The 25,952-nt window shown below is 59.0% G+C and carries 25 protein-coding genes; 15 read left to right on the forward strand and 10 right to left on the reverse strand.

Annotated elements, in window-relative coordinates:
* Nucleotides 1–8: 8 nt before the first annotated feature.
* The 7 genes from AC1ROR_RS03105 (at nucleotide 9) to AC1ROR_RS03135 (ending at nucleotide 7,370) form a co-directional block, all read left to right on the forward strand.
* Nucleotides 9–1,031, forward strand: a complete 1,023-nt coding sequence (locus tag AC1ROR_RS03105; protein ID WP_498588578.1) for a 2Fe-2S iron-sulfur cluster-binding protein — start codon at nucleotides 9–11, stop codon at nucleotides 1,029–1,031.
* 11 nt (nucleotides 1,032–1,042) lie between these two features.
* The gene (gene cueR, locus AC1ROR_RS03110; RefSeq protein WP_035217785.1) at nucleotides 1,043–1,531 is read left to right on the forward strand and encodes a Cu(I)-responsive transcriptional regulator; all 489 of its coding nucleotides are present in this window, start codon (nucleotides 1,043–1,045) and stop codon (nucleotides 1,529–1,531) included.
* A 72-nt stretch (nucleotides 1,532–1,603) separates the two neighbouring features.
* A complete protein-coding gene (locus AC1ROR_RS03115) occupies nucleotides 1,604–2,548 on the forward strand; it encodes an ABC transporter permease (protein ID WP_035217782.1) in 945 nt (314 codons plus the stop codon).
* Nucleotides 2,538–3,443: an ABC transporter permease gene (locus AC1ROR_RS03120; RefSeq protein WP_051795859.1), complete on the forward strand. Its 906-nt coding sequence runs from the start codon at nucleotides 2,538–2,540 to the stop codon at nucleotides 3,441–3,443. Before AC1ROR_RS03115 ends, AC1ROR_RS03120 begins: the two co-directional genes overlap by 11 nt.
* 108 nt (nucleotides 3,444–3,551) lie before the next feature.
* Nucleotides 3,552–4,613, forward strand: a complete 1,062-nt coding sequence (locus AC1ROR_RS03125; RefSeq protein WP_498588579.1) for an ABC transporter ATP-binding protein — start codon at nucleotides 3,552–3,554, stop codon at nucleotides 4,611–4,613.
* A gap of 12 nt (nucleotides 4,614–4,625) precedes the next feature.
* Nucleotides 4,626–5,636: an ABC transporter ATP-binding protein gene (locus AC1ROR_RS03130; protein ID WP_498588580.1), complete on the forward strand. Its 1,011-nt coding sequence runs from the start codon at nucleotides 4,626–4,628 to the stop codon at nucleotides 5,634–5,636.
* A 240-nt stretch (nucleotides 5,637–5,876) separates the two neighbouring features.
* Nucleotides 5,877–7,370: an ABC transporter substrate-binding protein gene (locus AC1ROR_RS03135; RefSeq protein WP_035217778.1), complete on the forward strand. Its 1,494-nt coding sequence runs from the start codon at nucleotides 5,877–5,879 to the stop codon at nucleotides 7,368–7,370.
* A gap of 498 nt (nucleotides 7,371–7,868) precedes the next feature.
* Here the strand turns inward: AC1ROR_RS03135 and AC1ROR_RS03140 are convergent, their stop codons facing one another.
* Both AC1ROR_RS03140 and AC1ROR_RS03145 read right to left on the reverse strand, forming a co-directional pair.
* Nucleotides 7,869–8,123: a heavy-metal-associated domain-containing protein gene (locus AC1ROR_RS03140; RefSeq protein WP_498588581.1), complete on the reverse strand. Its 255-nt coding sequence runs from the start codon at nucleotides 8,121–8,123 to the stop codon at nucleotides 7,869–7,871.
* Between the two features lie 107 nt (nucleotides 8,124–8,230).
* Nucleotides 8,231–9,688: a TrkH family potassium uptake protein gene (locus AC1ROR_RS03145; protein ID WP_035217776.1), complete on the reverse strand. Its 1,458-nt coding sequence runs from the start codon at nucleotides 9,686–9,688 to the stop codon at nucleotides 8,231–8,233.
* An 80-nt stretch (nucleotides 9,689–9,768) separates the two neighbouring features.
* Here AC1ROR_RS03145 and ilvA point away from each other — a divergent pair, with 80 nt between their 5' ends.
* From ilvA to AC1ROR_RS03160, 3 genes are all read left to right on the forward strand, one after another.
* Nucleotides 9,769–11,043, forward strand: a complete 1,275-nt coding sequence (ilvA, locus tag AC1ROR_RS03150) for a threonine ammonia-lyase (RefSeq protein WP_080722820.1) — start codon at nucleotides 9,769–9,771, stop codon at nucleotides 11,041–11,043.
* Between the two features lie 75 nt (nucleotides 11,044–11,118).
* Nucleotides 11,119–11,430: an HlyU family transcriptional regulator gene (locus tag AC1ROR_RS03155; protein ID WP_142172159.1), complete on the forward strand. Its 312-nt coding sequence runs from the start codon at nucleotides 11,119–11,121 to the stop codon at nucleotides 11,428–11,430.
* Nucleotides 11,431–11,545: 115 nt separating this feature from the next.
* On the forward strand, nucleotides 11,546–12,811 hold the full coding sequence (locus AC1ROR_RS03160) for a GGDEF domain-containing protein (protein ID WP_498588582.1): 1,266 nt from the start codon (nucleotides 11,546–11,548) through the stop codon (nucleotides 12,809–12,811).
* A gap of 30 nt (nucleotides 12,812–12,841) precedes the next feature.
* On the opposite strand, the gene AC1ROR_RS03165 is transcribed toward AC1ROR_RS03160, so the two are convergent.
* On the reverse strand, nucleotides 12,842–13,459 hold the full coding sequence (locus AC1ROR_RS03165; protein ID WP_035217771.1) for an FMN-dependent NADH-azoreductase: 618 nt from the start codon (nucleotides 13,457–13,459) through the stop codon (nucleotides 12,842–12,844).
* Nucleotides 13,460–13,609: 150 nt separating this feature from the next.
* Between AC1ROR_RS03165 and AC1ROR_RS03170 the strand changes: the two genes are divergently transcribed.
* Together AC1ROR_RS03170 and AC1ROR_RS03175 are read left to right on the forward strand one after the other, a co-directional pair.
* Nucleotides 13,610–14,578 carry a LysR family transcriptional regulator gene (locus tag AC1ROR_RS03170; RefSeq protein WP_142172155.1) on the forward strand — a complete coding sequence of 323 codons (969 nt, stop codon included), beginning with the start codon at nucleotides 13,610–13,612 and terminating at the stop codon, nucleotides 14,576–14,578.
* Between the two features lie 391 nt (nucleotides 14,579–14,969).
* A complete protein-coding gene (locus AC1ROR_RS03175; protein WP_498588583.1) occupies nucleotides 14,970–15,524 on the forward strand; it encodes a DUF2087 domain-containing protein in 555 nt (184 codons plus the stop codon).
* A gap of 190 nt (nucleotides 15,525–15,714) precedes the next feature.
* On the opposite strand, the gene AC1ROR_RS03180 is transcribed toward AC1ROR_RS03175, so the two are convergent.
* The 3 genes from AC1ROR_RS03180 to AC1ROR_RS03190 form a co-directional block, all read right to left on the reverse strand.
* Complete coding sequence (locus tag AC1ROR_RS03180) at nucleotides 15,715–17,703, reverse strand: bifunctional 2',3'-cyclic-nucleotide 2'-phosphodiesterase/3'-nucleotidase (RefSeq protein ID WP_498588584.1); 1,989 nt, start codon at nucleotides 17,701–17,703, stop codon at nucleotides 15,715–15,717.
* A gap of 211 nt (nucleotides 17,704–17,914) precedes the next feature.
* A complete protein-coding gene (locus AC1ROR_RS03185) occupies nucleotides 17,915–18,250 on the reverse strand; it encodes a PilZ domain-containing protein (RefSeq protein WP_035217761.1) in 336 nt (111 codons plus the stop codon).
* Between the two features lie 99 nt (nucleotides 18,251–18,349).
* The gene (locus AC1ROR_RS03190; protein ID WP_498588585.1) at nucleotides 18,350–18,817 is read right to left on the reverse strand and encodes a DUF1203 domain-containing protein; all 468 of its coding nucleotides are present in this window, start codon (nucleotides 18,815–18,817) and stop codon (nucleotides 18,350–18,352) included.
* Between the two features lie 163 nt (nucleotides 18,818–18,980).
* On the opposite strand from AC1ROR_RS03190, the gene AC1ROR_RS03195 reads away from it, so the two are divergent.
* Nucleotides 18,981–19,865 (forward strand): DUF4344 domain-containing metallopeptidase, encoded by an 885-nt coding sequence (locus tag AC1ROR_RS03195; protein ID WP_498588586.1) that lies wholly within the window; start codon nucleotides 18,981–18,983, stop codon nucleotides 19,863–19,865.
* Nucleotides 19,866–19,918: 53 nt separating this feature from the next.
* Nucleotides 19,919–20,563, forward strand: a complete 645-nt coding sequence (locus tag AC1ROR_RS03200) for a dihydrofolate reductase family protein (protein ID WP_498588587.1) — start codon at nucleotides 19,919–19,921, stop codon at nucleotides 20,561–20,563.
* A gap of 71 nt (nucleotides 20,564–20,634) precedes the next feature.
* On the opposite strand, the gene sseA is transcribed toward AC1ROR_RS03200, so the two are convergent.
* The 4 genes from sseA to AC1ROR_RS03220 form a co-directional block, all read right to left on the reverse strand.
* Entirely contained in the window at nucleotides 20,635–22,056 is a 1,422-nt protein-coding gene (gene sseA, locus AC1ROR_RS03205) for a 3-mercaptopyruvate sulfurtransferase (protein WP_035217758.1), read from the reverse strand.
* A 16-nt stretch (nucleotides 22,057–22,072) separates the two neighbouring features.
* Nucleotides 22,073–22,810 (reverse strand): alanyl-tRNA editing protein, encoded by a 738-nt coding sequence (locus AC1ROR_RS03210; protein WP_080834136.1) that lies wholly within the window; start codon nucleotides 22,808–22,810, stop codon nucleotides 22,073–22,075.
* A gap of 12 nt (nucleotides 22,811–22,822) precedes the next feature.
* Entirely contained in the window at nucleotides 22,823–23,860 is a 1,038-nt protein-coding gene (locus tag AC1ROR_RS03215) for a cysteine synthase A (RefSeq protein ID WP_035217756.1), read from the reverse strand.
* A gap of 122 nt (nucleotides 23,861–23,982) precedes the next feature.
* Nucleotides 23,983–25,422 carry a cryptochrome/photolyase family protein gene (locus AC1ROR_RS03220; protein ID WP_498588588.1) on the reverse strand — a complete coding sequence of 480 codons (1,440 nt, stop codon included), beginning with the start codon at nucleotides 25,420–25,422 and terminating at the stop codon, nucleotides 23,983–23,985.
* Nucleotides 25,423–25,610: 188 nt separating this feature from the next.
* Here AC1ROR_RS03220 and AC1ROR_RS03225 point away from each other — a divergent pair, with 188 nt between their 5' ends.
* Complete coding sequence (locus AC1ROR_RS03225; RefSeq protein ID WP_498588589.1) at nucleotides 25,611–25,892, forward strand: DUF982 domain-containing protein; 282 nt, start codon at nucleotides 25,611–25,613, stop codon at nucleotides 25,890–25,892.
* The last annotated feature ends 60 nt before the right edge of the window (nucleotides 25,893–25,952 follow it).

The following is a 25,952-nucleotide window of genomic DNA, read 5'->3' on the forward strand; positions in this document are numbered from 1 at the left end:
CTGATGTCATGACGCCTGGAAACACAGTCTATCTGCCGCGGATCGGACGCAGCATTCTGGCGGCGCAGGGTGAAACCGTGCTTCAGGCCGCCCTTGCCGCCGGGATTTCTTATCCGCATGGCTGTCGCATGGGCCGGTGCGGGGCCTGCAAATCGCACCTCGTCTCGGGTGAGATCGACCTTCTCAAGCACACGCCCTTTTCATTGACCGAAGAGGAAAAGGTCGAGGGCCTGACGCTCGCCTGCCGCGCCGTGCCGCTGAGCGACGTGACCATCGGCTGGCTCGACGGAGAGGATGAGTTCGCCGATATTCCGACCGGCCGTTTCGAAGGCGTTATTGCTGAAGCGATTGACGCGACGCATGATATCAAGATCATTCGGATCAGGCTCAGCGACCGCGAACTGTTCACCTTCAAGGCGGGGCAATATGTGCGCCTGCTTTATCAGGACTGTTCGCCGCGTGACTATTCCATCGCCAGCCGCATCGATGAGGAACTGATAGAATTCCACATCCGGCATGTCCCTGGCGGCGTCACGAGCGGCCATATTTTCGCGAATGCCAGGGCTGGCGATCCTGTCACGCTCGTCGGTCCCTTCGGGTCTTCATACCTGCGCGAAAAACATTGCGGACCGATCCTCGGCATTGCCGGCGGTTCGGGGCTGGCGCCGGTGAAGGCGGTGGTGGAGGCAGCGCTTGCCGCGGGCCGGGCCACGGGTCGCGAGCGCCCGATCCACGTCTATTTCGGCGCCCGTGCGCAGCGTGACCTCTATATGGTCGACCGTTTCGAGGAACTTGCCGCAACGCACCGTAATCTGAGCTTCATTCCGGTTCTCTCGAATGAGGAACATGCGCAAATCCGGTGCGGTTATGTCGGCTCAGCCGTGGCGGATGACTTTGACGATCTCGATGGCTGGAAGGCCTATCTCGCAGGCCCGCCGGCGATGATCGAGGCGACGGTGCCGCAGCTTCTGGCAAGGGGCATTCGCACCGCCGACATTCATGCAGACGTGTTTTTCACCCCCGAAAGATAGGAGCAGGATCGATGAATATTGGCACAGCCGCGACCGCATCCGGTGTTTCTGCAAAGATGATCCGCCATTACGAAACGATCGGCCTGATCAAATCGGCAAACCGCACGGAATCCGGTTATCGGGTCTATACCGCCAACGATCTGGAAACGCTGCGCTTCATCCGGCGCGGTCGCGACCTCGGTTTTTCAATCGAAAAGATCCGGCAACTCATGACCCTGTGGCGCGATCCGGGCGGCGCATCCTGCGATGTCAAGCGCATCGTCATGGAACATGTCGTCGACCTGGAAGCCAAGATGCATTCGCTTCGGGACATGGCCGACACGCTTCGAAATCTCGCGACCTATTGCCCTGATAATGGTGAGCCGGATTGCCCGATCATCCAGGACCTGGCGCAATCGGAAGATCCCGATTTTGCAGCGGTGGCGGCGGTGCCCAAGCGGTCCGGCATGCTGAAGGGCACGTCCGGTCCACTGACGGAATTACATCGCCTCGCGAAATAAACAGCCGTTCCCTGTCGGGCACCGGCAGCCGATTGCAGTGCAAACACCAATTGTGGTGAAGGAGACCAGGCCATGTGGATACAGATATTACAGCGCTTTCTTATTCTGTGCCTGATGCTGGCGATCGTTTCCGTCATCGCGTTTCTTTTGCCCTATATGGCGGGCGGCGATCCGGCCCGCACCATTTTGATGTCGCGCATGCGCGATACGGCGCTCGATCCGCATGCGGTCGAGGCGCTGAGGGTAAGCCTCGGACTGGACCGTCCGCTTTATGTGCAATATTTCGCGTGGTTGTCTGGCGCGCTGCGGGGCGATCTCGGCTTTTCCTTCACCAGCAGCCAACCGGTAGCCGCCGAGCTTTTGCGGTCGCTCTGGGTATCGGTGACACTGGCGCTGACTGCCCTGGCGATTGCCGTCGCCGTCGCCCTGCCGCTCGGCACGCTGGCAGCGATGCGCCCCGGCGGACGGCTGGATAATTTCGCGACGCTGATGATCCAGACCTTCGTTGCAACGCCGGAATACTGGTTCGCGCCGATGTCGGCGCTGGTTTTCGCGCTTTATCTTGGCTGGTTGCCATCTGCGGGGTGGGATAGCTGGCGCTCGCTGGTGCTTCCCGCCCTGACCCTGACCTTGCGTCCGCTGGCCTATTTCACGCAGGTGACGCGCGCCGCCATGGCCGAGGTTCTTCGTGCGCCTTACATCACGGCGGCCCGCAGCCGCGGCCTCGGCATGCACAGCACGGTTCTGCGGCACGGTGTCCGCAATGGCTCGCTTCCGGTCGTCACCTTCTTCGCATTGTGGCTTGCTGGCCTGCTTGGCGGATCGGTGGTTGTAGAAGTGATATTCGCAATCCCCGGCATGGGCCGGCTGCTCTACGACGCCGTGGTCAACCGGGATATTCCTATGCTGCAGGGCGGTTTCATCTGCATCGTCGCCCTGTCCATTCTGATCAATACCCTGGCCGACGGCTTTTATGTCCTGATCAATCCAGCAATGCGAGGTCACCATGACCATTAGTCACTTTCCGAGCGCGACAGCTGCCGCCATGCCGATGACCACGCCCAAGCGCCCCTCGACACTGTCCCGGTTCACGGACTTCATCAGCCGGCGGCACTGGACCTTCTATGCGGGATCGGCGATTTTTCTCGTCATCATCCTCCTGCTGGTGATCGCGCCGTGGATTTCGCCCTACAATCCCGCGCAGCAGAATCTGCGCCTGCGGCTGAATGCCCCCAGCGCCGCTTATTGGCTGGGAACCGACCATCTGGGGCGCGACGTCCTGAGCCGGCTGCTGATCGGCGGCCGTTTCACGGTCACGATTGCCGCCATCACGGTCATTCTGTCGGTCGTCATCGGAACCTTTATCGGCATTATCAGCGGCCGCAGCCGTGGCGTCCTTGACGAGATATTGATGCGCGTGGTGGATCTGCTCATTGCCATACCGGATGTCGTGATCGCCATTTTCCTCGTCGCCATTTTCGGTCCGGGATATGGAACGCTGATCGCGTCTTTGACCATTGTCGGCTGGACACCCTTTGCGCGGCTGGCACGCGGGCTGACGCTTTCCATCAATTCACGCGAATATATCCGCGCCGCCGAAGTACTGGGCTGCACGCGGCGTTTCATCATCTTCCGGCATGTCATCCCCAACACCATCTGGCCCATCGCAGCCGTTGCCTTCCTGCGCTTCGGCCACAAGCTGATCACGGTGGGTGGATTGTCGTTTCTCGGCCTCGGCGTGCAACCGCCGGCCGCCGACTGGGCGCTGATGCTGGCGGATGCGCAGGCTTATGCGGAGCGGATGCCCGTTCTCGTCATCGCACCGGGTCTGGCGATTTTCCTGTCGGCGCTCAGCGTCACGTGGATCGGCCATGGCCTCAACCTGGAGACCAAGAAAACGAACGGTCACTGAGGTTCATGAAACAAACGATGATCGAGATCCGGAAGGAGAGTAATATCGCCTAAAGCCGCATGAAAATACGCAAATGCCTCCGATTCAAAAATAATAAGGGGAACTCTTATGAATATCGAAGGACAAACGCATGCCAATACGGCCATATCTCCGGAGCGGATGCCGCTTCTGGAAATCGAGGACCTGCACGTTTCGGTGCCGGCGCAAAATGGCCGCAAGTTTGTTATTTCGGGCCTGACGCTTTCCGTCAATGCTGGCGAAGTCGTCGCTCTCGTCGGCGAATCCGGATCGGGCAAGAGCATGACGGCGCTGTCGCTGATGCGGCTCTTGCCGCAGGGCGCGGAAATCAATTCCGGCCGTATTTCCTTTGCCGGTCGCGATATTCTGGCCTTGTCATCCTCCGAGCTTGATGCGCTGCGCGGCGCCGATATCGGCATGCTGTTCCAGCAACCCCAGGCCATGCTCGATCCGACCAGCCGGGTGAGGACACAGGTTGCCGAGCCGCTCTGGATCCACCGCAAGATGAGCCGACATGCGGCTCTCAGCCGGGTTGTCGGCCTCTTGTCGGATGTCGGAATTCCCGATCCGTCGGCGCGGGCGCAATGTTTCGCCCATGAGCTTTCGGGCGGCATGGCGCAACGTGTCATGATCGCGGCGGCACTCTCTGGTAATCCGCAACTGCTGATCGCCGACGAACCGACAACGGCGCTCGATGTCACCGTGCAGGCACAGATATTGCGGTTGCTTGACGATGAGCGCCGCAAGCGCCGGCTTGCGACGCTGCTCATCACCCACGACCTGTCGGTCGTCGCCGCATTCGCGGACCGGATAGCGGTGATGTATGCCGGTCGTATTGTCGAGGAGGGGCCGACCCAGGCAATCCTCAAGTCACCGCAACACCCCTACACCAAGGCGCTGATCAGCTGTTCGCTTCTGACGACAGACAGCGATGGCCAGCTGCTGACGATCCCGGGCTCCAGTTCGCAGGCCCATGACATGTCCTGCGGCTGCCGGTTTCATCCGCGTTGCGCGCTGGCCAAGTCGGCTGGCATGGGCAGCCGGTGCATGGCATCGGAACCCGATCTGAATAGCTTGCCCGAGGGGCGCAAAGCACGGTGCTGGGCGGTTGACGATGACCATGCCAGCCATACCAGTCACGCGGTCTGCTGAGGGAGGGTAGCGATGTTATCGACTGAGAAGACACAGACCCCGCCATCGGCGGACAGCAAGAACCACCCTTATGTGGTGGCGAAGAACCTCTGCAAATATTACCCGATATCCGGGCTTGGTCACCGGGTGGTGAAATCCGTCGACGATGTTTCCCTCACCATCGGCGAAGGCGAAGTGCTGGGTCTCGTCGGTGAATCCGGCTGCGGTAAAAGCACCGTCGCCGGACTGATAACGCGGCTGACCCACGCGACAAAAGGCGAGGTCAGCATTGGCGATCACGATATTCTGCATATGCAGGGTGAGACGCTCCGGCGCATGCGCCGGGTCGTGCAACTGGTGTTTCAGGACCCTTATTCCGCGCTCGATCCGCGCATGCACATCGGCCAGAGCATGGAAGCGCCGCTTGCCCAGCATGGCATCGGCACACGCGATGAACGTGTGGCCCGTGTTTTCAAGATGCTGGAAGAAGTCGGCCTCGATGCTTCCTTTTATGACCGTTATCCAAGCCAGTGTTCCGGTGGGCAATTGCAACGCGTGGTCATAGGGCGCGCGCTTCTTCTCAATCCGAGCTTCCTTGTGTGCGATGAACCGACATCGGCGCTCGATGCCTCGATGCGCACGCAAATCCTCAACCTGCTGATGGACATGAAGCGCCGTCACGGTTTGACGGTCCTGATGATTTCCCATGATCTTCGTGTTGTGCGTTATCTCTGCGACCGCATCGCGGTGATGTATCTCGGGCGCATCGTTGAAATCGCTGACCGCGAGGAGCTTTTCCGGGCACCGAAGCATCCTTATACGAAGGCGCTGATCGCCTCTTCGATGCTGGATGAGACCGGACTATATGCGCCGGAAATGCTTCTGGACGGAGATTTGCCAAGCCCGCTCAATCCTCCCGGCGGCTGCAAATTTCACACCCGCTGCAAATATGCGACGCAGATTTGCGGCGAAAAGGAACCGGTTCTGGAAACGGTCGCCGGGGAGCATTCCGCACGCTGTCACCATTGGCGCGAGTGGGGCTGAGGGACAACGCAATAACAGTCTTCTGACCCGATAAAAACAGATGAATAGTGCGTTTGCGATTTAATATCGGAATTATATTCCGAGTATAAAAACATAAAATGAATAATATTCAGATGGATGTTGAGCAAACATCTAGAGGATATGCTTTGTCATTCAAAAAAGTAATAAATGAAAATTGGAAATTTTGTGAATGTGAATGAATCGTGAGCGTTGTCATCAAAAATAAAAGGGGAATATTCTATGGTCAAACACACACTTTTGGCGACATGCGCCATTGTGGTTTCGTTCGGAGCTGACGCGGCAAAGGCCGCCACGATTACCTATGACGATAATTTTGGTGTGAAAACCGGTTGGCAGATGGCTTCTGACGACGCCTATCTCGGCTCACGCGCGGGTTGCTTCGAGAGCCTCGTACGCGTCGGCTATGATATGAAGCTGGAGCCAAGCCTTGCCGAGTCCTGGAAACAGACGGATCCCAAGGTGTGGGAATTCAAGCTGCGCAAGGGCGTCAAATTTCAGAACGGTGAGCCGCTCGATGCCAAGGCCGCGGTCAATGCGCTGAGCAATCTTCTGAAGGCGCCCGTTCCGGCCCGCGCCTTTTCGCCGAAGCTGATCGCCGCTGTCGAGGCTGGCGGCGACGATGTCGTGAAGATAACCACCATCGAGCCTTCGGTGCTGCTGCCGGCGCAGATGGCGAGCCCCGCCACCTCCATCCTTGCTCCATCCGCCTATAAGGACGGCAAGGTCGATCCGGTGGGAACCTGCACCGGACCTTTCAAGATCACGGAGGTTGACCCCAGCCAGCATATGGTTCTGGAAGCCAATCACGATTATTGGGGCGGCATGCCGAAGCTTGCGGGCGGACGCGTGAATTTCGTGCCCGATGCCGATACCCGCGCTACCCAGGCCCGTACCGGTGAAGCGCAGATTTCGCGCCTCGTCCCGCCATGGACGGTCAAGACCATCGAATCCACGGATGGCGTCAAGGTTGCGCCGATCCCATCGCCCCGCATCACGGAACTGTTGCTGAACAATTCGAAACCGCCTTTCAACAATATCAAAGTCCGGCAGGCGATCCAGGCCGCCATCGATACGGGCGGCATCGCCGACAGTATCTATGAAGGTGTGGTCAAGGGCGCGGCCATGCCCTTCGCAGCGGGTGAGCCCTGGGCTGAAAAGGAATCCAAGTCCACCTATGACGTGGAAAAAGCAAAGTCTCTGCTGAAGGAAGCGGGAGTTGCACCCGGCAGTCTGAAAGTGACGCTTCTCGCCTATACGGCGAAGACGGAGCTCAAGGATGTCGCGGCGATTATCCAGGCCCAGCTGCAGGAAGTCGGCATCAAGGTCGATGTTCGCGTTGCCGACTATAGCGCGATCGAACCGGATATGCTGGCCGGCAATTTCGACATGGCGTTGCTGTCGCGTGGTTACGCCACTGACGTCGCCGAACCGGCCGGTTTCCTCAACGCCGATTATACCTGCGGCGGCAGCTACAACATCTCGCATTATTGCAATGCGGATACGGACAAGCTGATCAAATCCGCTTACGCTGCGGCCGAGCCCGCCAAGCGTTACGCCATCTACGGCGAAGCGGCAAAAAAGATATATGACGAGGCCGTCTCGGTCTTCCTCATCCATGAAACCGTGTTCGACGCCTATTCGGCCAAGCTTGAAAACTACAAGCCGCATCCGCTCAACTACTTTATCATGACGAAGGATCTGACGACGAAGTAAACCGGCGTGATGTTGCTGATGAACAGAGGCCCGGCTCGCAAGAGCCGGGTCTTTTTTATGAGAAGGCCCTCGAGCCTCTCCTCCGTCATTCCGGCCTTGAGCCGGAATCCAGCCGACGTGCGTCTGCACGACGGGAAAATTCCTTTCAGCCCAAGGACTTGGGCTGGCTGGATTCCGGCTCAAGGCCGGAATGACGGAGGAGGGGAACATCACGAATACAACAAATGTTGTGGTTTTATCTACCGGCCGAAAACTGAAGTCAGACGCGTGCACAAGCCCGGTGTGTAACGGCATGTGGATGGTGTTCGCTTCATTAAAACCGGAAAACCTCCATCACCATCCCTGATCAAAAAAGGAGAGGGCATCTGCCGTTTGGGGAGGTAAGAGGGGCGAATGCTTATGTCATTCGCCGGGTATAAACTAAGTGCAGCGTGAAACCGGGCATGCAAGGCGAAGCCGGCGGCAGCGGGGATAAAGCGCCGCCGGTATTCCATCCGATCAGGCGCGCGCTTCCGGCGTATAGCCAGCAGCGGTGATGATTTCGACAATACGGGCCGCGTCGGAGACGCCGCCAACCACGACCGTGCGGCTTGCCGGATCGGCATGCACGGCGGCACCGGGAACGGTCTTTTCGATCGCGCCCTTGATCACACCGGCGCAGTGACCGCAGGTCATGTCTTCAACATGGAAAGAAAGGTCGGCATCAACAGGTGCGGCGGCGGTTTCGGGGTGATGCTGGTGGGCGGTGCACATAGGCGGTTCTCCTTGGTTTGGAAGTCGTGACAGGAGGAGCCTGGACTATTCCAACGTGGGAAGGTCAAGCGCTTTATTCATAAAGGCTGAAAGAGCGCGCTGCCATTTTAGCTACGCCAGAAAATCGGCATCAGGAGCACGAGAACGGTGAGGATTTCCAGGCGTCCGAGCAGCATCATTACCGAAAGGAGATAAAGCGCCGGATCGCTGATCGTGGAAAAATTGCCCGCCGGTCCGATGATCGGGCCGATGCCGGGGCCGACATTGGCAAGCGAGGTCGCAACGGCCGAGGTGGCGGTGAGGAAATCATAGCCCATCAGGCTCATGGCGAGGCTGCCGGCGATCCACAGCGCTATGAAGCAGCTGACGAAGAGGAAGATCGTTCTGATTGTATCGGGATCGACCACCTGCTGGCCGTAACGCACCGAATAGACGGCGTTCGGATAGATCAGCTTTTTCAGCCCCGCCCGCACGACATTGAACATGATGAGAAAGCGATACGCCTTGATGCCGCCCGCCGTCGAGCCGGAACACCCACCCATGAATGTTGCGAAAAAGGCGACGACGACAACGAAGGGCCCCCAGAGCGTATAGTCGTCACTCGCAAAACCACCCGTGGAAAGAATGGAGGTCATGTTGAAGAAGGAATGGCTGAGCGCATCATCCAAGGGCACGCCGTTCCTGAAGTGGTGATAAACACCGACCGCAATCGAGATCGCGCAGAGATAGCCGAGGAAGACGGCGATCTGCGGATCGCGCAGCGTCTCCAGCCTGCGGCGCACGGCTAGCAGGATCATGACCGAAAAGGGCAGGCTGCCGAAGATCAGGAAGATGGTGGCAATCCAAAGCAGCGCCGTATTGTTGAAATAGGCGAAAGACGCGTCATGGGTGGAGAAACCGCCGGTCGCGACCGTCGACATGGCATGGTTCAGCGCATCGAAATGCGACATGCCGGCAAAATCGTAAGCGATGGTACAGGCAAGCGTCATGATGATGTAAATGGCCACGAAAGCCCGGGTGAAGCTCGCCAGCCGCGCAAAAGGCCGGTCGTTGCCGGTATCGGAGGATTCCATGCGGAAAAAGGTCATGCCGCCGACGCGCAGCAGCGGCAGGATGAAGAGGCCGAGCGCCACGATACCGATACCGCCAAGCCAGCACAGCAGCGAACGCCAGAGAAGGATGCCCTGCGGTGCGTTGTCGAGACCGGCGATGGCTGTCGATCCTGTCGTGGTAATGGCCGAAACGGATTCGAATATTGCCTGGCCGAGCGTCAGGTTGAGTTCGGACAGGTAAAGCGGAACCGCGCCGACGACGGAAAAGACCAGCCAGAGCAGGTTGACGAGCAGAAAGCCGAAACGTTTGTTGAAGGAGGCTATCGGCCCGCGGGTCGCCAGCGCACAGGCAAGCGCAAAACCGCCGCACATGAAACCCGACAGCGCAAACACCATCCAGTCGTCATTGCCGTAATAGAGATCGGTGAGCGCCGGCAGAAACATGGCCGTCGCCATGTAAAGCCCGAAGATGGAAGCCACATAGATGACCGAGCGCAGAAGGTTACTGTTCAAGAAATGAAACCCGGAGTTCGTTGCCGCGCTGAAATGAGTCTTTGTCTCGGACGCCTTCCTATGGCATAGCGGGTGCCATTATGAATTTCAATGGATTGACTATCGTGGACAAGCAGCTTGTGGAAGCAGCGCGGCGGGAAGTGCGGGAAATATTCCCGGAAACGCCGTTGCAGTTGAATGAACATCTCAGCCGTCGGTATGGCGCGTCGATTTGGCTGAAGCGTGAAGATCTGTCCCCGGTTCGCTCCTACAAGATTAGAGGCGCATTCAATTTTCTCCGCAAGGCGGTGGCCAAGGCTGGCAAGAACAAGATTTTCGTCTGTGCGTCGGCCGGTAACCACGCGCAGGGTTTTGCTTTCGCCTGCCGCCATTTCGGCGTTCACGGCGTCGTTTTTATGCCGGTGACGACACCGCAGCAGAAAATCGAAAAGACCCGCATCTTCGGCGGTGAATTCATCAGCATCCGTCTGGTGGGTGATATATTCGACCAATGTTACGCCGCTGCCCGCAAATATGTCGAGGACAATGACGGCTACATGGTGCCGCCCTTCGACCATGAGGACATCATCGAGGGCCAGGCGACGGTCGCTGCCGAAATCATGGATCAGCTTCCGGAAGGCACGAAGCCCGATATCGTCGTCATGCCCGTTGGCGGCGGCGGTCTCTCTGCGGGTCTTTCAGGTTTTCTCGCCGGCACGGTCCGCAAGGAGAACTTCGTGTTCTGCGAGCCGGAAGGTGCGCCGAGCCTGAAGAAGAGCATCGAGCGCGGTGAACCGGTGACGCTGAACAAGGTCGACAATTTCGTTGACGGCGCCGCCGTTGCCCGCATCGGCGACCTGAACTTCAAGGCGCTGAAGGACTTTCCGGCCGAGCAGGTCTTGCTCATCCCGGAAAACGCCATCTGTGTCACGATCATCGAGATGCTGAATCTCGAAGGTGTGGTGCTGGAGCCGGCGGGCGCGCTGGCGATCGCCGCACTCGAAAAGCTCGGCCGTGAGAAGCTGGAAGGCAAGACGGTCATCGCCGTCGTCTCCGGCGGCAATTTCGATTTCGAGCGTCTGCCGGATGTGAAGGAACGCGCCATGCGTTACACCGGCGTGAAGAAATACTTCATTCTACGCCTGCCGCAGCGTCCCGGCGCCTTGCGCGATTTCCTCAACCTTCTCGGTCCGGACGACGATATCGCCCGTTTCGAATATCTGAAGAAATCGGCCCGCAATTTCGGTTCGATCCTGATCGGCATCGAAACCAGCGCGAAGGAGAATTTCGCCGGCCTGCTGGAGCGCTTCGAGGCGGCGGGTCTCGGTTATGAAGACATCACCGAAAACGATATCCTGTCGAACCTGATCATCTGATCGGGGAGTTAAAGACAGGGAAGGGCGGATCATCTCCGCCCTTCGAACGTGACATAGATTGAGGGAGTGAAAGCCATGGCATCGTTTTTTTCCAAAATCCTCTCGGCCTTCGGCTCCGGCCAGCCGTCTTCCGACGCGCCGCAGAAGACGGCCCAGGCGGAGCCGCATGCGCATGGCGAATATCTTATCTATGCGACACCGCTGAAAGAAGGCGGACAGTTCCGGCTGGCTGGCCGTATCGAGAAAAAGGTCGGTGATGAAGTGCTGGTGCACGAATTCGTTCGCGCCGATGTCTTCACCAGCCTGGACGATGCAGTGGAGTTTACGGTCCGCAAGGCAAGATTGATCATCGACCAGAACGGCGCATCGCTTTTCCCAGGAAAATGATGACGGTTTCTTGCGACTTGCATTAAGATTCCGTTGGTTGCTTCGGCCTATCGTCCCCGAGGAGCATGGAGTCGCGCCAATGAACGCGCGACGTGGATAGATAGGGCATGTGCCGATGCAATGGGCAAATCTGGCACTCTTCGCGACGGAGGCCATCGTCTATTTCGCGGTAATGACGGCATTCCTTCATTACCGGCATATTCTCGGCATCGGTGTTTTTCTCACCGCGCTGGGGGTAATGCATTTTCTGGAGACCTATCTGGCGGCCGTCTTTTACGTCGAGCTGCCCTTCGGCGTGGCATCTCCCGGCTCCTCGATCCTTTTTGCCGGCAAGCTGATGATGATCCTGATGCTTTATATGCGGGAGGATGCGGCGGTCGTCCGCCAGCCGATCTACGGCCTGCTTCTCGGCAATATACTGACCGTCATCATGGCGCAGATCATCCATTTTCATCAGACGGTGGCGATTGTGCCCGGACAATCGGTCAGCGCCGGTTTTCTGGATGAGATGGGCGTGCTGATGGTCTGGGGAACCAGCCTTCTTTATATCGACGCCATCGCCATCATCCTTTTCTACGAAAAGCTGGGGCGCTATTTGCAGCGCCATATCGTGCTGCGTTTCGCAATCTGCGGCGTCGTGATTCTAAGCCTGGATCAGGCCGGTTTTTACGCGGCGTTGCGATATATGCTGAACGCGCCGATCGATGTTTTTTACGATGGCTGGAAGGCGAAAATGGCGGCGGTCGCCATTTATTCTCTGCTCTTCGCCATCTATCTCAAGCTGACGGTGGCAAAGGGCCGCTTCCTGACGCGCCGCAGCGTTGCCGATGTTTTCAACGACCTCACCTTCCGGGAACGCTACGAGGAGCTTTTGTCCCGCTCCGGCCGCGACATGCTAACCGGCGTATCGGACCGCGCCCGCATGGAGCTCGATGCGCCTTCGGTTGTCGTGGAATGCCTGGAGAAAAAGCGCCCTGTCAGCGTGCTGATCGTCGATATCGATCACTTCAAGACCGTCAACGACACGTTCGGGCATTTGCAGGGCGATGAAATATTGCGGGAATTCGCCGCTGTGCTGAAACGCATCGTGCAGCCGCATGGCCATTTGTACCGCTTCGGCGGCGAGGAGTTCGTGGCGCTTTTGCCGGCGGTGCCGCATGAGGCCGCGCTCACCTTTTCGGCCAATCTCAGAATGGCGATCCTCGCGGACCTGCAACGGCCGGACGGCACACCATTGACCGTCAGCATCGGTGTCGCCACGGCTTTCGAGGACGGGCAGCTTTTTCGCGCGCTTCTATCGGAGGCCGATGCGCGGCTCTACGCGGCAAAAAATAACGGCCGGGACCAGGTCCACGGCCGTCACGGATTGTGGGTCGGCTGATAGCGGCAATCACGCCGCCATCAGACAGGCTCAGGCGGCCTGCGCCAGTTCGGCAACCTTGGCGCCGGCGGCTGCAACGGCCTTCTCGACGGCTTCCGGGCCGAATGCCAGACCTTCGACATAGATCACTTCCACATCGGTCATGCCCATGAAGCCGAGAACGGTCTTGAGGTAGGGCACGGCATGGTTCAGCGGAGCGGCGGGGCCTTCCGAATAAACGCCGGCTGCTGCGAGCACGATGTAGACCTTCTTGCCCTTGGCAAGACCTTCCGGACCGGTTTCGGTGTAGCGGAAGGTCTGGCCGGCGCGGGCGACGTTGTCGATCCACGACTTCAGGCCGGAATAGATGTTGAAGTTGATGAGGCCGGTGCCGATAACGACCGTGTCGGCAGCCAGAAGCTCGGCAACCAGCTTGTCGGAATAGTCGGCGGCAACAGCTTCTTCAGCCGTGCGCTGGTCAGCCGGCTTGCGGATGGCAGCGGTCTTGACGGTGTCGAGATGCGGAATGGGGTCGGCGGCGAGATCGCGGTGGACCAGGGTGTTGGAAGCCGATTTGGCCTTCAGCTTGCTGGCGAGTTCGCCGGAAAACTTGTTGGAGACCGATTCCTCGCCACGCGGGCTGGAGGTGATGAGCAGAATGTTGGACATGGTCTTTCCTTGCAATATGCGATGAATTGACGGGCGCCTTGGGAGGGCGGGAGAGCACGACGCCCTTCCATTGCCCCCTATATGAGGAATTGCTGCCATCAAGAAAACTGTGATAATGTGGAAGCCATCTATCGATGAAATGGATGGAACATGGACGCGAACCCGACGCTCGACCAATTGCAGGTGTTTTTGACGGTGGCTGAGACCGGCAGTTTTTCCGCCGCGTCGCGGACGCTCAATCGTGCCCAGTCGGTGGTCAGCTACACTATCGCCAATCTTGAGGCGCAACTGGAAGTCACCCTGTTCGAGCGCAATGGCGTTCGCCAGCCGCGGCTGACCGATGAAGGCCGCGCCATGCTTGAGGATGCAAGGCGCATCGTCGCCGGCCTGCAGGAAATGCGCGCGCGCGCCAAGGGGCTGAAGCAGGGGCTTGAGGCGGAACTTTCCGTCGCCATCAGTACCATGGTGCCGGCGGAGGCCATGGTGGCCGTGCTGCGGGATTTTCGCAAGGAATTCCCCACTGTCACCCTCAGCCTCAATGTCGGCGAGCTGGGCATGGTCATGGACATGGTGCTTTCCCGCAAGGCCGGCATCGGCATCGGCGGCGCGCTGCTGCGCCAGGATGACGAACTGGTCGTCGAAAAGGTCGGGCATTCCTTCATGCTGCCGGTCGTGGCTTCGGATCACCCGCTGGCGCAGATCGAACGGCCGCTGGTCCTTGGCGATGTCCGCGAGGAGGTGCAACTCGTCGTCACCGACGCGTCGGGGCTGACCAAGGGACGTGATTTCAACGTTCTGTCCTACAAGACCTGGAGGGTGAGCGACATCGCCACGAAATATCAGCTCATCAAGGGCGGTCTCGGCTGGGGCGGTCTGCCCGCATCGATCGTCCGCAACGATCTGACCAATGGCAGCCTGAAGGCGCTGGACCTCGAGGCCTATGAGCAGGGCGAGTACCCGCTCTTTGCGCTCCGCCGTGTCGATTCACCCGCCGGCCCGGCCGGCCAGTGGCTGGCCACGGCATTCCAGCAGCGTCTGTCGGCCTGCCCGAACCAGAAGGATTTCAACAGGATAGTTGCCGGAAGCAAGCAGAGGAATATTTCTGTCGCCGCAGAGTGAAATTATTTGAAACCGCGACAAATGCTTTTTGGCTGAGAAGGTGCCGCGTGTTTCTTCTCCCCGAGGGGGAGAAGTCCGCGGCAGCGGGATGAGGGGGCAACGTTCGTAATAAACCGAGAGCTTGCCCCCTCATCCGACTATTCGGGCCACCTTCTCCCCAACGGGGAGAAGAAAAAAGGCAGCAATCTCGGCACCAAGCCCCAGGCAACACCAATTGACGCAAGCGACCGGCCTGCCTATACCTAACCCACGGTCAGCAGTTCACCGAGGCATCGCCGTCCCGCAAGGGAAGCTAAACCTGCATTTGGAAAGATTGACAGCACTTATCCCGTGCCTTGTCGGAAGCCGGCGATCAGCGACACCGTTTCGGAATGGCACTTGAGGGTAAGTCATGCCACGTTCGATCCTTTCCATTGATATTGCCGACGTATCGACCTTTGCCAAATCGCTCCGCGAACAGATCGGCCGGCTGGACCGCCAGCCAAGCCATGTGGAGATGCTCAATCTTCTGAGCCGCGCTGCCGGGTTCCGCAATTTCCAGCATCTGCGTGCGTCACGCACGCCATCCGCCGAAAGCGGGCCTCCGTTACCGCAGACACGAGCGGAGACAATGCCCACCGCCAATGAGGGCAGGGTGCTGAAGACCGCGCGGATTTTCGATGGCGACGGCCGGTTGATGCAATGGCCCGCCCGCCGATCCCAGCAGGAACTATGCCTCTGGTATTTCTGGGCGAAAATCCCGGCCGGCCGCAGTTTCTCCGAACGCGAATTCAGCGGCTTTCTGGATGGTCTGCATCTCTTTCGGGATGCCGCGATGCTTCGGCGTGACATGGTCGGCCTGCGGCTGATCCGCCGCAACCGCGACGGCAGCGACTATCGGCGCATCGAGCAGAAACCACCGGCGGAACTGCCGCTGCTGCTACGCGCTGTGGTTGGCCGTGATTGAGGAATAGTCAGCGATGTGGCTGACAGGCTTTCATCAAGCTCAACGTCATCCTCGGGCTTGACCAGGGGACCCACACACCGCCGCAGTCAATGGATCCTCAGGTCAAGCCCGAGGATGACGTCGAGTTGGATGGAGGCGTCGTGGACAAGTTCGCCCTCCCGGCGCATTCCCGCCGGGAGGGCTGCAATCCCTAGAGAACCAGACGGAATTTCGCGAAACCTTCCGCGCCTTCACCGGCATCCTCGATCTTCGCGCCCTTGATATCGGCCGCATAGTGGCGGCCTTTCGGGCCGGTTTCGAAGATTGCCGAGGTATTGGCAACCGGCGCGAAGGACCAGTTGGCATCAGCAGACGGATTGATGGTGCCCTGATCGATGATATAGCGCACGATCACGTCGCGGTTGGTGTCGGGAGCCACGAAGATCACCTTGTCGGCGGCAATATCAGGGAATTTGCCGCCGCCGCTCGCCCGGTAATTATTGGTCGCCACCACGAATTTCTGCTCGGGATCGATCGGCTTGCCTTCAAATTGCAGGTTGACGATGCGGTTGCTGTTCGGATTGACCGCCTTGCCGTCCTTGTCGAATTTCGCCGGTTTGGAAATGTCGATCTGATAGGTGACACCGTCGATGACATCGAAATTATAGGACGGGAAATCCGCATTGAGCAGCGGCGCATCCTTGGCGCCAGCCTCGACAGTGTTGAACATGCCCGCCGACATTTCCAGCCAGTTCTTGACCTGCGCGCCGTTGATCAGCACCGCCTGCACGGTGTTGGGGTAAAGATAGAGGTCGGCGACATTCTTGATGGCAATGTCACCGGCGGGGACATCGGTATAATAGTCTGCACCGCCGCGACCGCCGGACTTGAAGGGCGCCGCTGCCGAAAGCACGGGCAGGTCCTTATATTGCCCTTCCTTCAGCATGTCCTTGATGTACCACGTCTGGGCATTGGAGACGATCTGCACGGAAGGATCATCGGCCACCAGTGCGAAATAGGAATAGAGCGGGGCGGACGTCTTGCCCACCGGGCGGCGCACATAAGCGAGGGCGGCTTCGTGATCGGCCTTGGCGGCGGCGATGACCTCCGGCTTGTCGGTAAAATCGGCAACGACCTTGCGGTTTTCATCGCGGTGATAGATCGGCCGGGCTTCGGAGGTGAAATCGACGATCTTCCAGCTCTTGCCGTCCTTTTCGAGCAGCAGGTCGATCAGGCCCATATGCGAACCCCAGAAACCCGCCATCACGGCAGGCTTGCCCTGCAAGGTGCCCTTGACGGCATCAACGCCCTCGATGCCGTCCCAGGTCTTCGGACCGGGGAAGACCAGATGCTGGTGGCCGGTGAAGATCGCGTCGATGCCTTCGACGCCCGCCAGATAGAGAGAGGCATTTTCCATGCGCTCGGTCTGGCCCTTGCCGTCGATGCCGGAATGGGACAGCGCGATGACGATATCGGCGCCTTCTTCCTTCATGACCGGCACCCAGGCTTTCGCCGCCTCGACGATATCGCGCGTCTGCGCCTTGCCCTCGAGGTTCTTGGAATCCCACATCATGATCTGCGGCGGCACGAAGCCGATGATGCCGACCTTGACCGGGCTGGTGACGCCCGCGCCATCGCGGATCTGCTTCTCCAGAATGACATAGGGCTTGAAGAACAGCTCGTCGTTCTTCGGATCGGAAGCAAGCTGGCCCTTGGTGAGGTTGGCGCAGACGTAAGGGAAGCCCGCTCCCGCCAGCGTGTTCGACATATAATCGAGGCCGTAGTTGAATTCGTGGTTGCCGAGCGTGCCGCAGTCGTAGCCGAGCACGTTCATGGCGTTGATGACGGGATGCTTGTCGCCGGCCTTCATGCCCCGCTCATAGGCGATATAGTCGCCGAGCGGATTGCCCTGCAGGAAGTCGCCATTATCCACCAGCATCGAATTTCCGGCTTCGGCACGAATGGTGCCGATGATCGAGGCGGTGCGCGCCAGCCCCATCGTGTCGTTCGGCTTGTCGGCATAATAGTCATAGGGAAAGACGTGAACATGGATGTCAGTCGTTTCCATGATGCGCAGATGCGCCTGATTGGCGGCCGCGCGCGCGGCAAACGGGTGCAGCATCACCAGCGCTGAGGAGGCGGCAATGCCGCTGAGAAGCGAACGGCGGCTGATGGGGTGGAGAGCGAGAAGCGACGACATGGGAACTCCTTCGGATGAAGCTTGCTCTGTCATGGAAGACGACAAGGTAGAAGCAATCGCCGAGGAGTCCATCATCAAAATGACAGGCCGGTGACGGAGAGGCCTGTTTTCAACCGTTTGATAAATTTTTTGTCACGACTGCGCCGCATGCGCCATCGCAAGGGAATGCGCTGCGTTCGCTCGGCGCATTCCGATTTCGAAAACCAGTGGCTTAACGCGCGAGCGTCGGCTTCACTTCTTCATGGAAGAAGCGGAAATAGGAGGAGAGCTGCGCCAGCGTATTGGTGGAAAGCTTCAGCTGCAGGCCGAGGCGGTTTTGATGCTGCCATTGCACCTCGCCCTCGATGAAGCCCAGATCCTCGCTTTGCACCTTGACCCGGCTACCCTTGGCGGCCGCGAAAGGTCCGTCCAGTTCGAGCGCCATGCCGGTGGCCGACAGGTCCAGCACGCGGCCTCGGGTCGACTGGCTGAAGTAATGCACGGTCGCAAAAATCCTGGTCTTGCTCCGGGGTGCGGCGCGGGTCACTATGTTGAGGTTGTTTGCCATTTTGCTGCTCAAATCAATTTGTTTCCGATGCCCCAACCATGACGCATAAAGCTTGAAGCCCGTTTAGTTCATCAGTTAAAATTGCAGGTAATCTTGCGATTATGCTGTATCGATACGGCACTGGTAACAATTGTTCCGGGCAGAGCGCACATGTACATAGGCGATATCGGTGCGGCTCAGGAGATGTTCGGCGCGTGAGACAATATCGCCTGTCGCCGTCACGGCGCCGGTGCCGTAGACGATCCGGTCGTCGCTGCCATATCCGCGAACGATATAATCCGGGCTATCGAGCATCGGGGGAACGGCATCCGTCTGGGGATATCGCTCACAGGGCTCAGCGTGAAGAAAGATCGGACCCGTTTCGGCATAGGGTTGGAGCGAGGGAAAGGGCCGGTAGGCGAGGATCAGCATGCCTTCACCCTGATTGATCTGCGAGAGGCAATGACGGCACGGCATGCCGCCCGGGGAAACGGCCTTCTCCGGCGGGTTGCCATAGGCGTCGGCAGCGCCCGCCCGGAAAGCTTCGGCATCCTTAGCCGGCATTGCTGTAAAAACGAGATCGGTCATGGTGGGGTCCTTCCGGTTCGGATCGGCGTTGCTTCTTTGCAGCTATGATCTCGAAACAGGACACTATCCACCCGATTCTTGAGGGGTGATGCAACCAGCCCATTGCGTGTTTCGTTAGCATCGGGAATCAGTGACGCTCCTCGATCCCGGAAGGTCTGATTTTATGTTCCGTCGTTTTCTGGCCGCCGTTCCGCTGGCTTTCGTTTCGTTGACGGCTCCGATTGCGGCGAACGCGCAGGTCGCCTCCGGTCTCGACGGCCTGTCCGACGAGCAGCTGCAGCAGGCGGTCAATTTCGTTATCGGCAACGCAATCTTCTCGCTCTACCACGAGGGTGCGCGCATGCTAATCTCGGATTTCGGAACCGCGGATACTGGCAGCGTCCAGGCTCCTGCCGATCAGCTGGCGGGCACTCTCATCCTCCAGGCCAATGAGGAATGGCTCGATACCGCGCTCGTCAACGCCACCGACAGCTGGTATCTGGCGCGCGAGGCGGAGACCTTGCCCGATCACGAAGCACCGGTCTTTTCCGCGCTGGTGCCTGACAGAAGCCGCGACCGCAACATGGCCTGCCTGATGGTCGGCCGTGACAAGGACGGTTATGGCGATCTTGCCGCCATGATGGGGCTGGACAATGCCGAATTCGGCAAATGCGCCGCCGCCTATCCCGGCGTCGCTTCGGCCTGGGAGAATTTTTTGGCGCCCCACCGCAGCCAGACACCTTCCAGATTTTCCGTCAGCTATGTGCCGCCGCGTGACCCTGAACTTGAACCCTATGCCATTATGGTCAAGGAATCGAAGGTTCTCGATCTCATCAGCCGCAGTTTCGGCGGTTATGGCCTCAAGGGCGACGTCAAGCTGACGGCAAAGTCCTGCGGCCGCCCCGATGTCTACTGGTCGGCGGAAAAGCGCGAGATCACCTATTGCTACGAGCTTGGTAAATTCCAGGCGGAGCTGATCGCCGATCATCTCCTGAACACTGTTACGGAAGACAAGGGCGCTGCTGGCGGACAAATTCCGACAGCGGTCAATCTGGAAAGAGAAATCTGAGGCAGATTGCCGGCGCTGGCGATCCGGCCTCCTGAATGATGGAGGAAAGTGCCATGCCGAAGGTCGTCGTTCGCAATTTCGCGATCTCACTTGACGGATATGGTGCCGGGCCGGACCAGAGCCTGCAGAACCCGCTGGGCGTGAACGGCGAAGAGCTGCATCAATGGGCGTTCAAGACCCGCACCTTTCACCGCATGTTCGGCAAGGAGGGCGGTTCGACCGGCACGGATGAGAAATTCTCCGAGAAAAGTTTCGAAAATATCGGCGCCTGGATTTTGGGGCGCAACATGTTCGGCCCTATCCGCGGCGCCTGGCCGGATGATAACTGGAAGGGCTGGTGGGGCGATGAGCCGCCCTATCACGTTCCGGTTTACGTGTTGACGCACCATGAGCGCCCATCCTTCACCATGAAAGGCGGCACGGTTTTCCATTTCGTCACCAAGGGCATCGAGGCCGCTCTGGACATGGCGCTCACCGCCGCTGACGGCAAGGATGTCCGCATCGGCGGCGGCGTTTCCACCATCCGGCAATATATGGCCGGGGGCATGATCGACGAATTGCATCTGGCGCTTGCGCCGGTTTTCCTTGGAAAGGGCGAACATCTGTTCGAAGGGCTGGATTTACCTGCGCTCGGTTATCGCTGCACGGAGACGGTATCGGGCGAGGGGGCCACCCACCTGATCATTGATAAGGCCTGATTGTAGCGTCTCTCCACTCTCATTCCTGTGACAGGCACAGGAATGAGGAGGCGTTTGTATAGGCCAAAACCTCAATTGCGCAGCGAGATTTCCAGAAGCTCGGTATCGGAAAGCGGCTCCACCCAGGCCTCATAGGTGCCGACAGGCGAAAAACCCATCATCTGGTAAAGCTGAAGCGCACGCGGATGATCAAGCGTGTTGGTTGTCACCGTCACGCGTTTGGGGTTGTCCTGCCAGGCGGCGTAAAGCGCCTGCAACAGGAACCACTTGCCGACACCCGCGCCGATCGCCTCTTCGAGAAGCCCGAAATAGGAAAGCTCGGTCACCTCGTCGTTCGCCTTGTTCAGCTCGAAGAAACCGGCAGGCGCGCCGTTCATGTAAAGAACCGTGACGCTGTTCTTCGGGTCCTTGAGGACGGCGGAGAGTTCCGCATCGCTCATGCGCATGCGTTTTTGCCAGTGCCAGCGTTTTCCCACCCGCCAGTAAATATAACGGTAGAAGTGCAGGGGAATATCGGTAACCCGCATCAGCGCCGTCTGGATATTGACGGGAATCGGCAGGCTGACCTTCGGCGGAGCAGTCATTTCCAGCTGTGTGACATGCGCCTTCAAAGGGCCATGCGATACCAGGGGGACAGGCTCGGCGGGGCCGGTGACGACAGGCGTATCTTCCAGTCCGCCCCATTCTGACCAGGAGCCATCATAGAGCGAATTGTCCCGATGGCCGAGCGATTCCAGCGCCAAGGTGATGACGGCGGCGGTGACGCCCGAGCCGCAGCTGGTGACGACCGGCTTGCTGAGGTCGATGCCCGCATCGGCGACCATCTTGCGGATGGCGGTAAGGTCCTTGAAATGGCCGTTCTCGGAAAAGGCAGTGGCCGGCAGGCTGCGTGCGCCGGGCATGTGGCCGGAACGCATGCCGGCACGCGGCTCGGCCTCGTCGCCGGTGAAGCGGCCGGCGCCACGGGCATCGGCGATCTGCTTTTCACCGCTGTCGACGATGCCGCGCATGGTCGACAAGGAAGTCACGCGCTTCTCGTTGAAATCAGGCGTGAAGGTGGCGGGTGCAATCTCCGGCGTGCCGGTTTCAAGCGGCCGGCCTTCGCGCTTCCAGCCGTCGAGGCCGCCATCCAGCACATAGGCCTTGCGCACGCCCATCACCCGCAGCATCCACCACACGCGCGGCGCGGAAAAGAAACCGGGGCCGTCATAAACCACGATCGTATCGGTGTCGCTGAGGCCGAGCGCGCCTGCCTGTTCCGCGAAGAATTCCGGCGAGGGCAGGGAATGCGGCAGGCCGGTGGTATGATCGGCGATCTTGTCCTGATCGAAGAACACGGCGCCGGGCAGATGGCCGGCTGCGAATTCTTCCGCGCCGTTGCGCTTATGCGCCGGCAGATACCAGGAGGCATCAACGACACGAAACCCGGCCGTGCCGAGCTGCTTTTCCACCCAGTCCGCCGAAACGACGAAACGGCTCTTATCCGTGCTCACGATGTTTCTCCCAATCTCAGGCAACAGCTTCAGGCGCGCCGAAACGAATGCGGAACCGCCTGTTCTCCTTGCCCTTCTTTTCTATCTTGGCAATGTGAATATCGCCCACTTCCTGCGTTTCGGAAACATGGGTGCCGCCGCAGGGCTGGCTGTCGATGCTGGAATTTTCGCCGATGCAGACGAGGCTGACCCGACCAAGGCCCATCGGTGGGCGCACATTCTTGGATTTGACGATACCCGGATTGGCCTGCAGCTCCTCGTCGGTGATCCATTGCAGGAAGACGGGATGGTTGGCTTTTACCAGCTCCATCAGCTTTGCCGTCACTTCGTCCTTGTCGATGGTCTCGGACATGTCGAAATCGACACGCGATTCGTCCTCGCCGACGGCGGCTCCGGTAATCGGCCACTGGCAAACGACGGATAGCAGATGGCAGGCGGTATGCATCCGCATCAGCTTGTAACGACGCGGCCAGTCCACATGCAGGGTCAGTTTTTCGCCGATCTCGGGGGAAGGCTGGCCTTCGAGCGGCACATGGACGATCACGCTCTTGTCGGCGCCGTTTCTGGTGATGCCGAGTTCGATGCGCGAACCATCGGCCCGCTCGAGAAAACCGCTATCGCCCGGCTGGCCGCCGGAGGTGGCGTAAAAGCATGTCTGGTCTAGCTCTATGCCGCCATCCTCATGCACCGCCGTGACGATCGCTTCTGCGGTGGAAAGATAAAAATCGTCACGGAACAGGGCATTCACAGGCATTTCGGCATGTCCTCAAACGGTTTCGTACGGAACCGCAATCTCGCTTTTCGTCGCCAGCCACTGCGGAATGGGAAGCCCCTTGGAGCGCAGGAAATCCGGGTTGAACAGCTTCGACTGATAACGATTGCCGTAGTCGCACAGTATCGTCACGATTGTATGCCCCGGACCAAGCTCGCGGGCAAGACGGATTGCGCCGGCAATGTTGATACCCGAGGAGCCGCCAAGGCAAAGGCCCTCTTTTGTGACGAGGTCGAACAGCACCGGCAGCGCTTCCGCATCCGAAATGCGATAGGAGAAGTCTGGTGTAAAACCTTCCAGATTGGCGGTGATGCGCCCCTGTCCGATGCCTTCGGTGATGGAAGATCCTTCCGATTTCAGCACGCCGTGCTTGTAAAATTCATAGAGGGCCGCACCCTCGGGATCGGCAAGGCCGATCTTGATGTCAGGGTTGAAATCGCGAAGGCCATCGGCCACGCCCGCAAGCGTCCCACCGGAACCGACCGAGCATATGAAGCCATCGACCTTGCCATCCGTCTGGTCCCAGATCTCAGGCGCCGTCGTTTCGATGTGGGCCTGCCGGTTGGCGATATTGTCGAACTGGTTGGCCCAGATCGCGCCGTTTTCATCGGTCGCGGCGAGCTGTTTTGCCAGCCGGCCGGAAACCTTCACGTAATTGTTCGGATTGGAATAGGGGGCTGCCGGAACCTCGACCAGCTTGGCGCCGAGAAGCTTCAGAGCGTCCTTCTTTTCCTGGCTCTGCGTCTCGGGAATGACGATGACCGTCTTGTAGCCCAGCGCATTGGCGACCAGCGACAGACCAATGCCGGTATTGCCCGCAGTACCCTCCACAATGGTGCCGCCCGGTCGCAACTGACCGCGCCGCTCGGCGTCGCGGATGATATAGAGCGCCGCGCGATCCTTCACCGATTGACCGGGATTGAGGAATTCCGCCTTGCCGAGGATTTCACACCCCGTCGCTTCCGAGGCGGCTTTCAGACGGATGAGCGGCGTGTTGCCGATAGCACTGAGCGCAGAGGGATGAATGGTCATGATTGAGCCTTCTTGTCTGAGCGGAAATTAGGTGCCGTTATGTCCCGTTACAACCGCCTCAAGGCAAGAAATTATCTTCCCGGCTTTGGCTTAGCCACGCAAAATTTTGCCGATACCCAATTTTATGCGTTCTTCTTGACGTCGGCATAGGCCGCAAGCGCTCTTTCACGCGCTTTTCCGTGGTCAATGATCGGCAACGGATAGGTCTTGCCAAGCTCGATGCCCGCCTTTTTCAACACTTCTTTCGGTGCTTCGAACGGCTTGTGGATGAATTTCCGCTCGAGCTTTTCGAGTTCGGGCACGAAGCGGCGCACATAATCGCCATCGCCATCGAATTTTTCGCCCTGCAGGATGGGGTTGAAGATGCGGAAAAACGGCGAGGCGTCCGCGCCCGAACCCGCCACCCATTGCCAGTTGGCGGCATTGGAAGCCGGGTCGGCATCCACAAGCGTGTCGCGAAACCATTTTTCACCCTTCCGCCAGTCGATCAGCAGATGTTTGATGAGGAAGGAGGCCACGATCATGCGCACCCGATTGTGCATGGTGCCGTGTTTCCACAATTGCCGCATGCCGGCATCGACGATGGGGTATCCCGTCATGCCGCGCGTCCAGGCCTCGAAGGCTTCTTCATCATCCCGCCAGCCGAAGGCGTCGAAACTGTCGTTCCAGTTTTTTTCGTCCAGTTCGGGAAAGTGAAACAGCAGGTGGTAGCAGAATTCCCGCCAGACGAGCTCCTTGCGGAAGCGGCTGATATCGTTGGAGGCGATATGGCGTGAGAGGCCTTTCGTCGCGTGCCAGACGGCGGCGGGCGATATTTCGCCGAGAGCCAGATGTGGTGCAAGCAGCGAGGTGGCATCCTTTGCCGGAAAATCACGGCCTTCTTCATAACCCTTCAAGGCGCCATCAATGAAATCGTCGAGTCTCTCCCGCGCACTAATTTCGCCCGGGGTCCATATTTCGCTGAAATCCTTGGCCCAGTCCGGTTTGGATGGCAGGAGCTTCCAATCGTTGAGTTTCTCTGATTGAGGCCAAGTGTCCGGTGCTTTCAGCCTCTTCGGCGCATCCGCCGGCGCATGTGGCTCCTCACCGCCCTCCAGCGCCCGCCAAAAGGGGGTATAGACCCGGTAGGGCCCGCCGGATTTTGTCTGTACCCGGGATGGTTCATGCAGCAGATGGCCGGCAAAGCTTTGAACCGTCAGGCCGTCGTCCCTCAGCGTCTGTTTCAGTGCCTTGTCCGTCGCCATGCCCGCCGGATCGTAGCGGCGGTTCCAGAACACTGTGTCGGCACCGGTTTCGGTTATCACATGGCGTAACGTCTCTCCGGCGTCGCCGCTTGCGAGCAGCAGACGGCTACCGGTTTTTTCCAGCTCGGTGGCAAGAGAGGCCAGCGAATGGTGAAGCCACCATTCCTGCGCACCGCCCAGCGGCCCGGAGGATTTCTCCCTTATATAAAGCGGGATCACAGGGCCGCCGTGTTCGAGCGCCGCAAGGAGGGCGAGATTGTCCGAAAGGCGCAGGTCCTTGCGGAACCAGACGATGACGGGAGAGGCTTCTGTCGGCATGAAAAGACCCGGTTCACTTCCGCTTGAACGAGTGTTGAAACGCTTTGTTCCGCAAATCGGCTAGAATGGGAAGATGGGGCACATGGTTTCTCGAGGGTTATTTTTTCGACCTTGAAACCGCAGGTGAAGGGAACCAACTGGAGGAGCCGGCGTTTGTCGCGGGTTAATAGAGCATGGAAGTGCAATCAATGTTGCTGAATGACGTTAAGTGGGAAAAGCCCGTTACCATCTCCCTTGAAAACGGTGCTCCCCGGATTTTCAACGGCGTTTACGAAGCCTTCGATTTTTTACAGCACGAATGGCCGAAACGTGGCGACAAGGCCCATGAACAGGCGCTTCGCCTGTGCCGTTCGTCGCTGATGGGCGATGTGGCAGGAGAAATCGCCCGCACCGCCTTCGTTGCCGCAAGCCGCCAGGCGCAATGCCTGATGGAGGACAAGGCGGAGGAACAGAATAAGATCGCATCCTGATCCGCATTTTCGGGACCGAAACCAGAAAGGCCACCCGCCAGAACCGGGTGGCCTTCGTCA

Source organism: Agrobacterium sp. GW821-FHT14E08, from assembly GCF_058803865.1.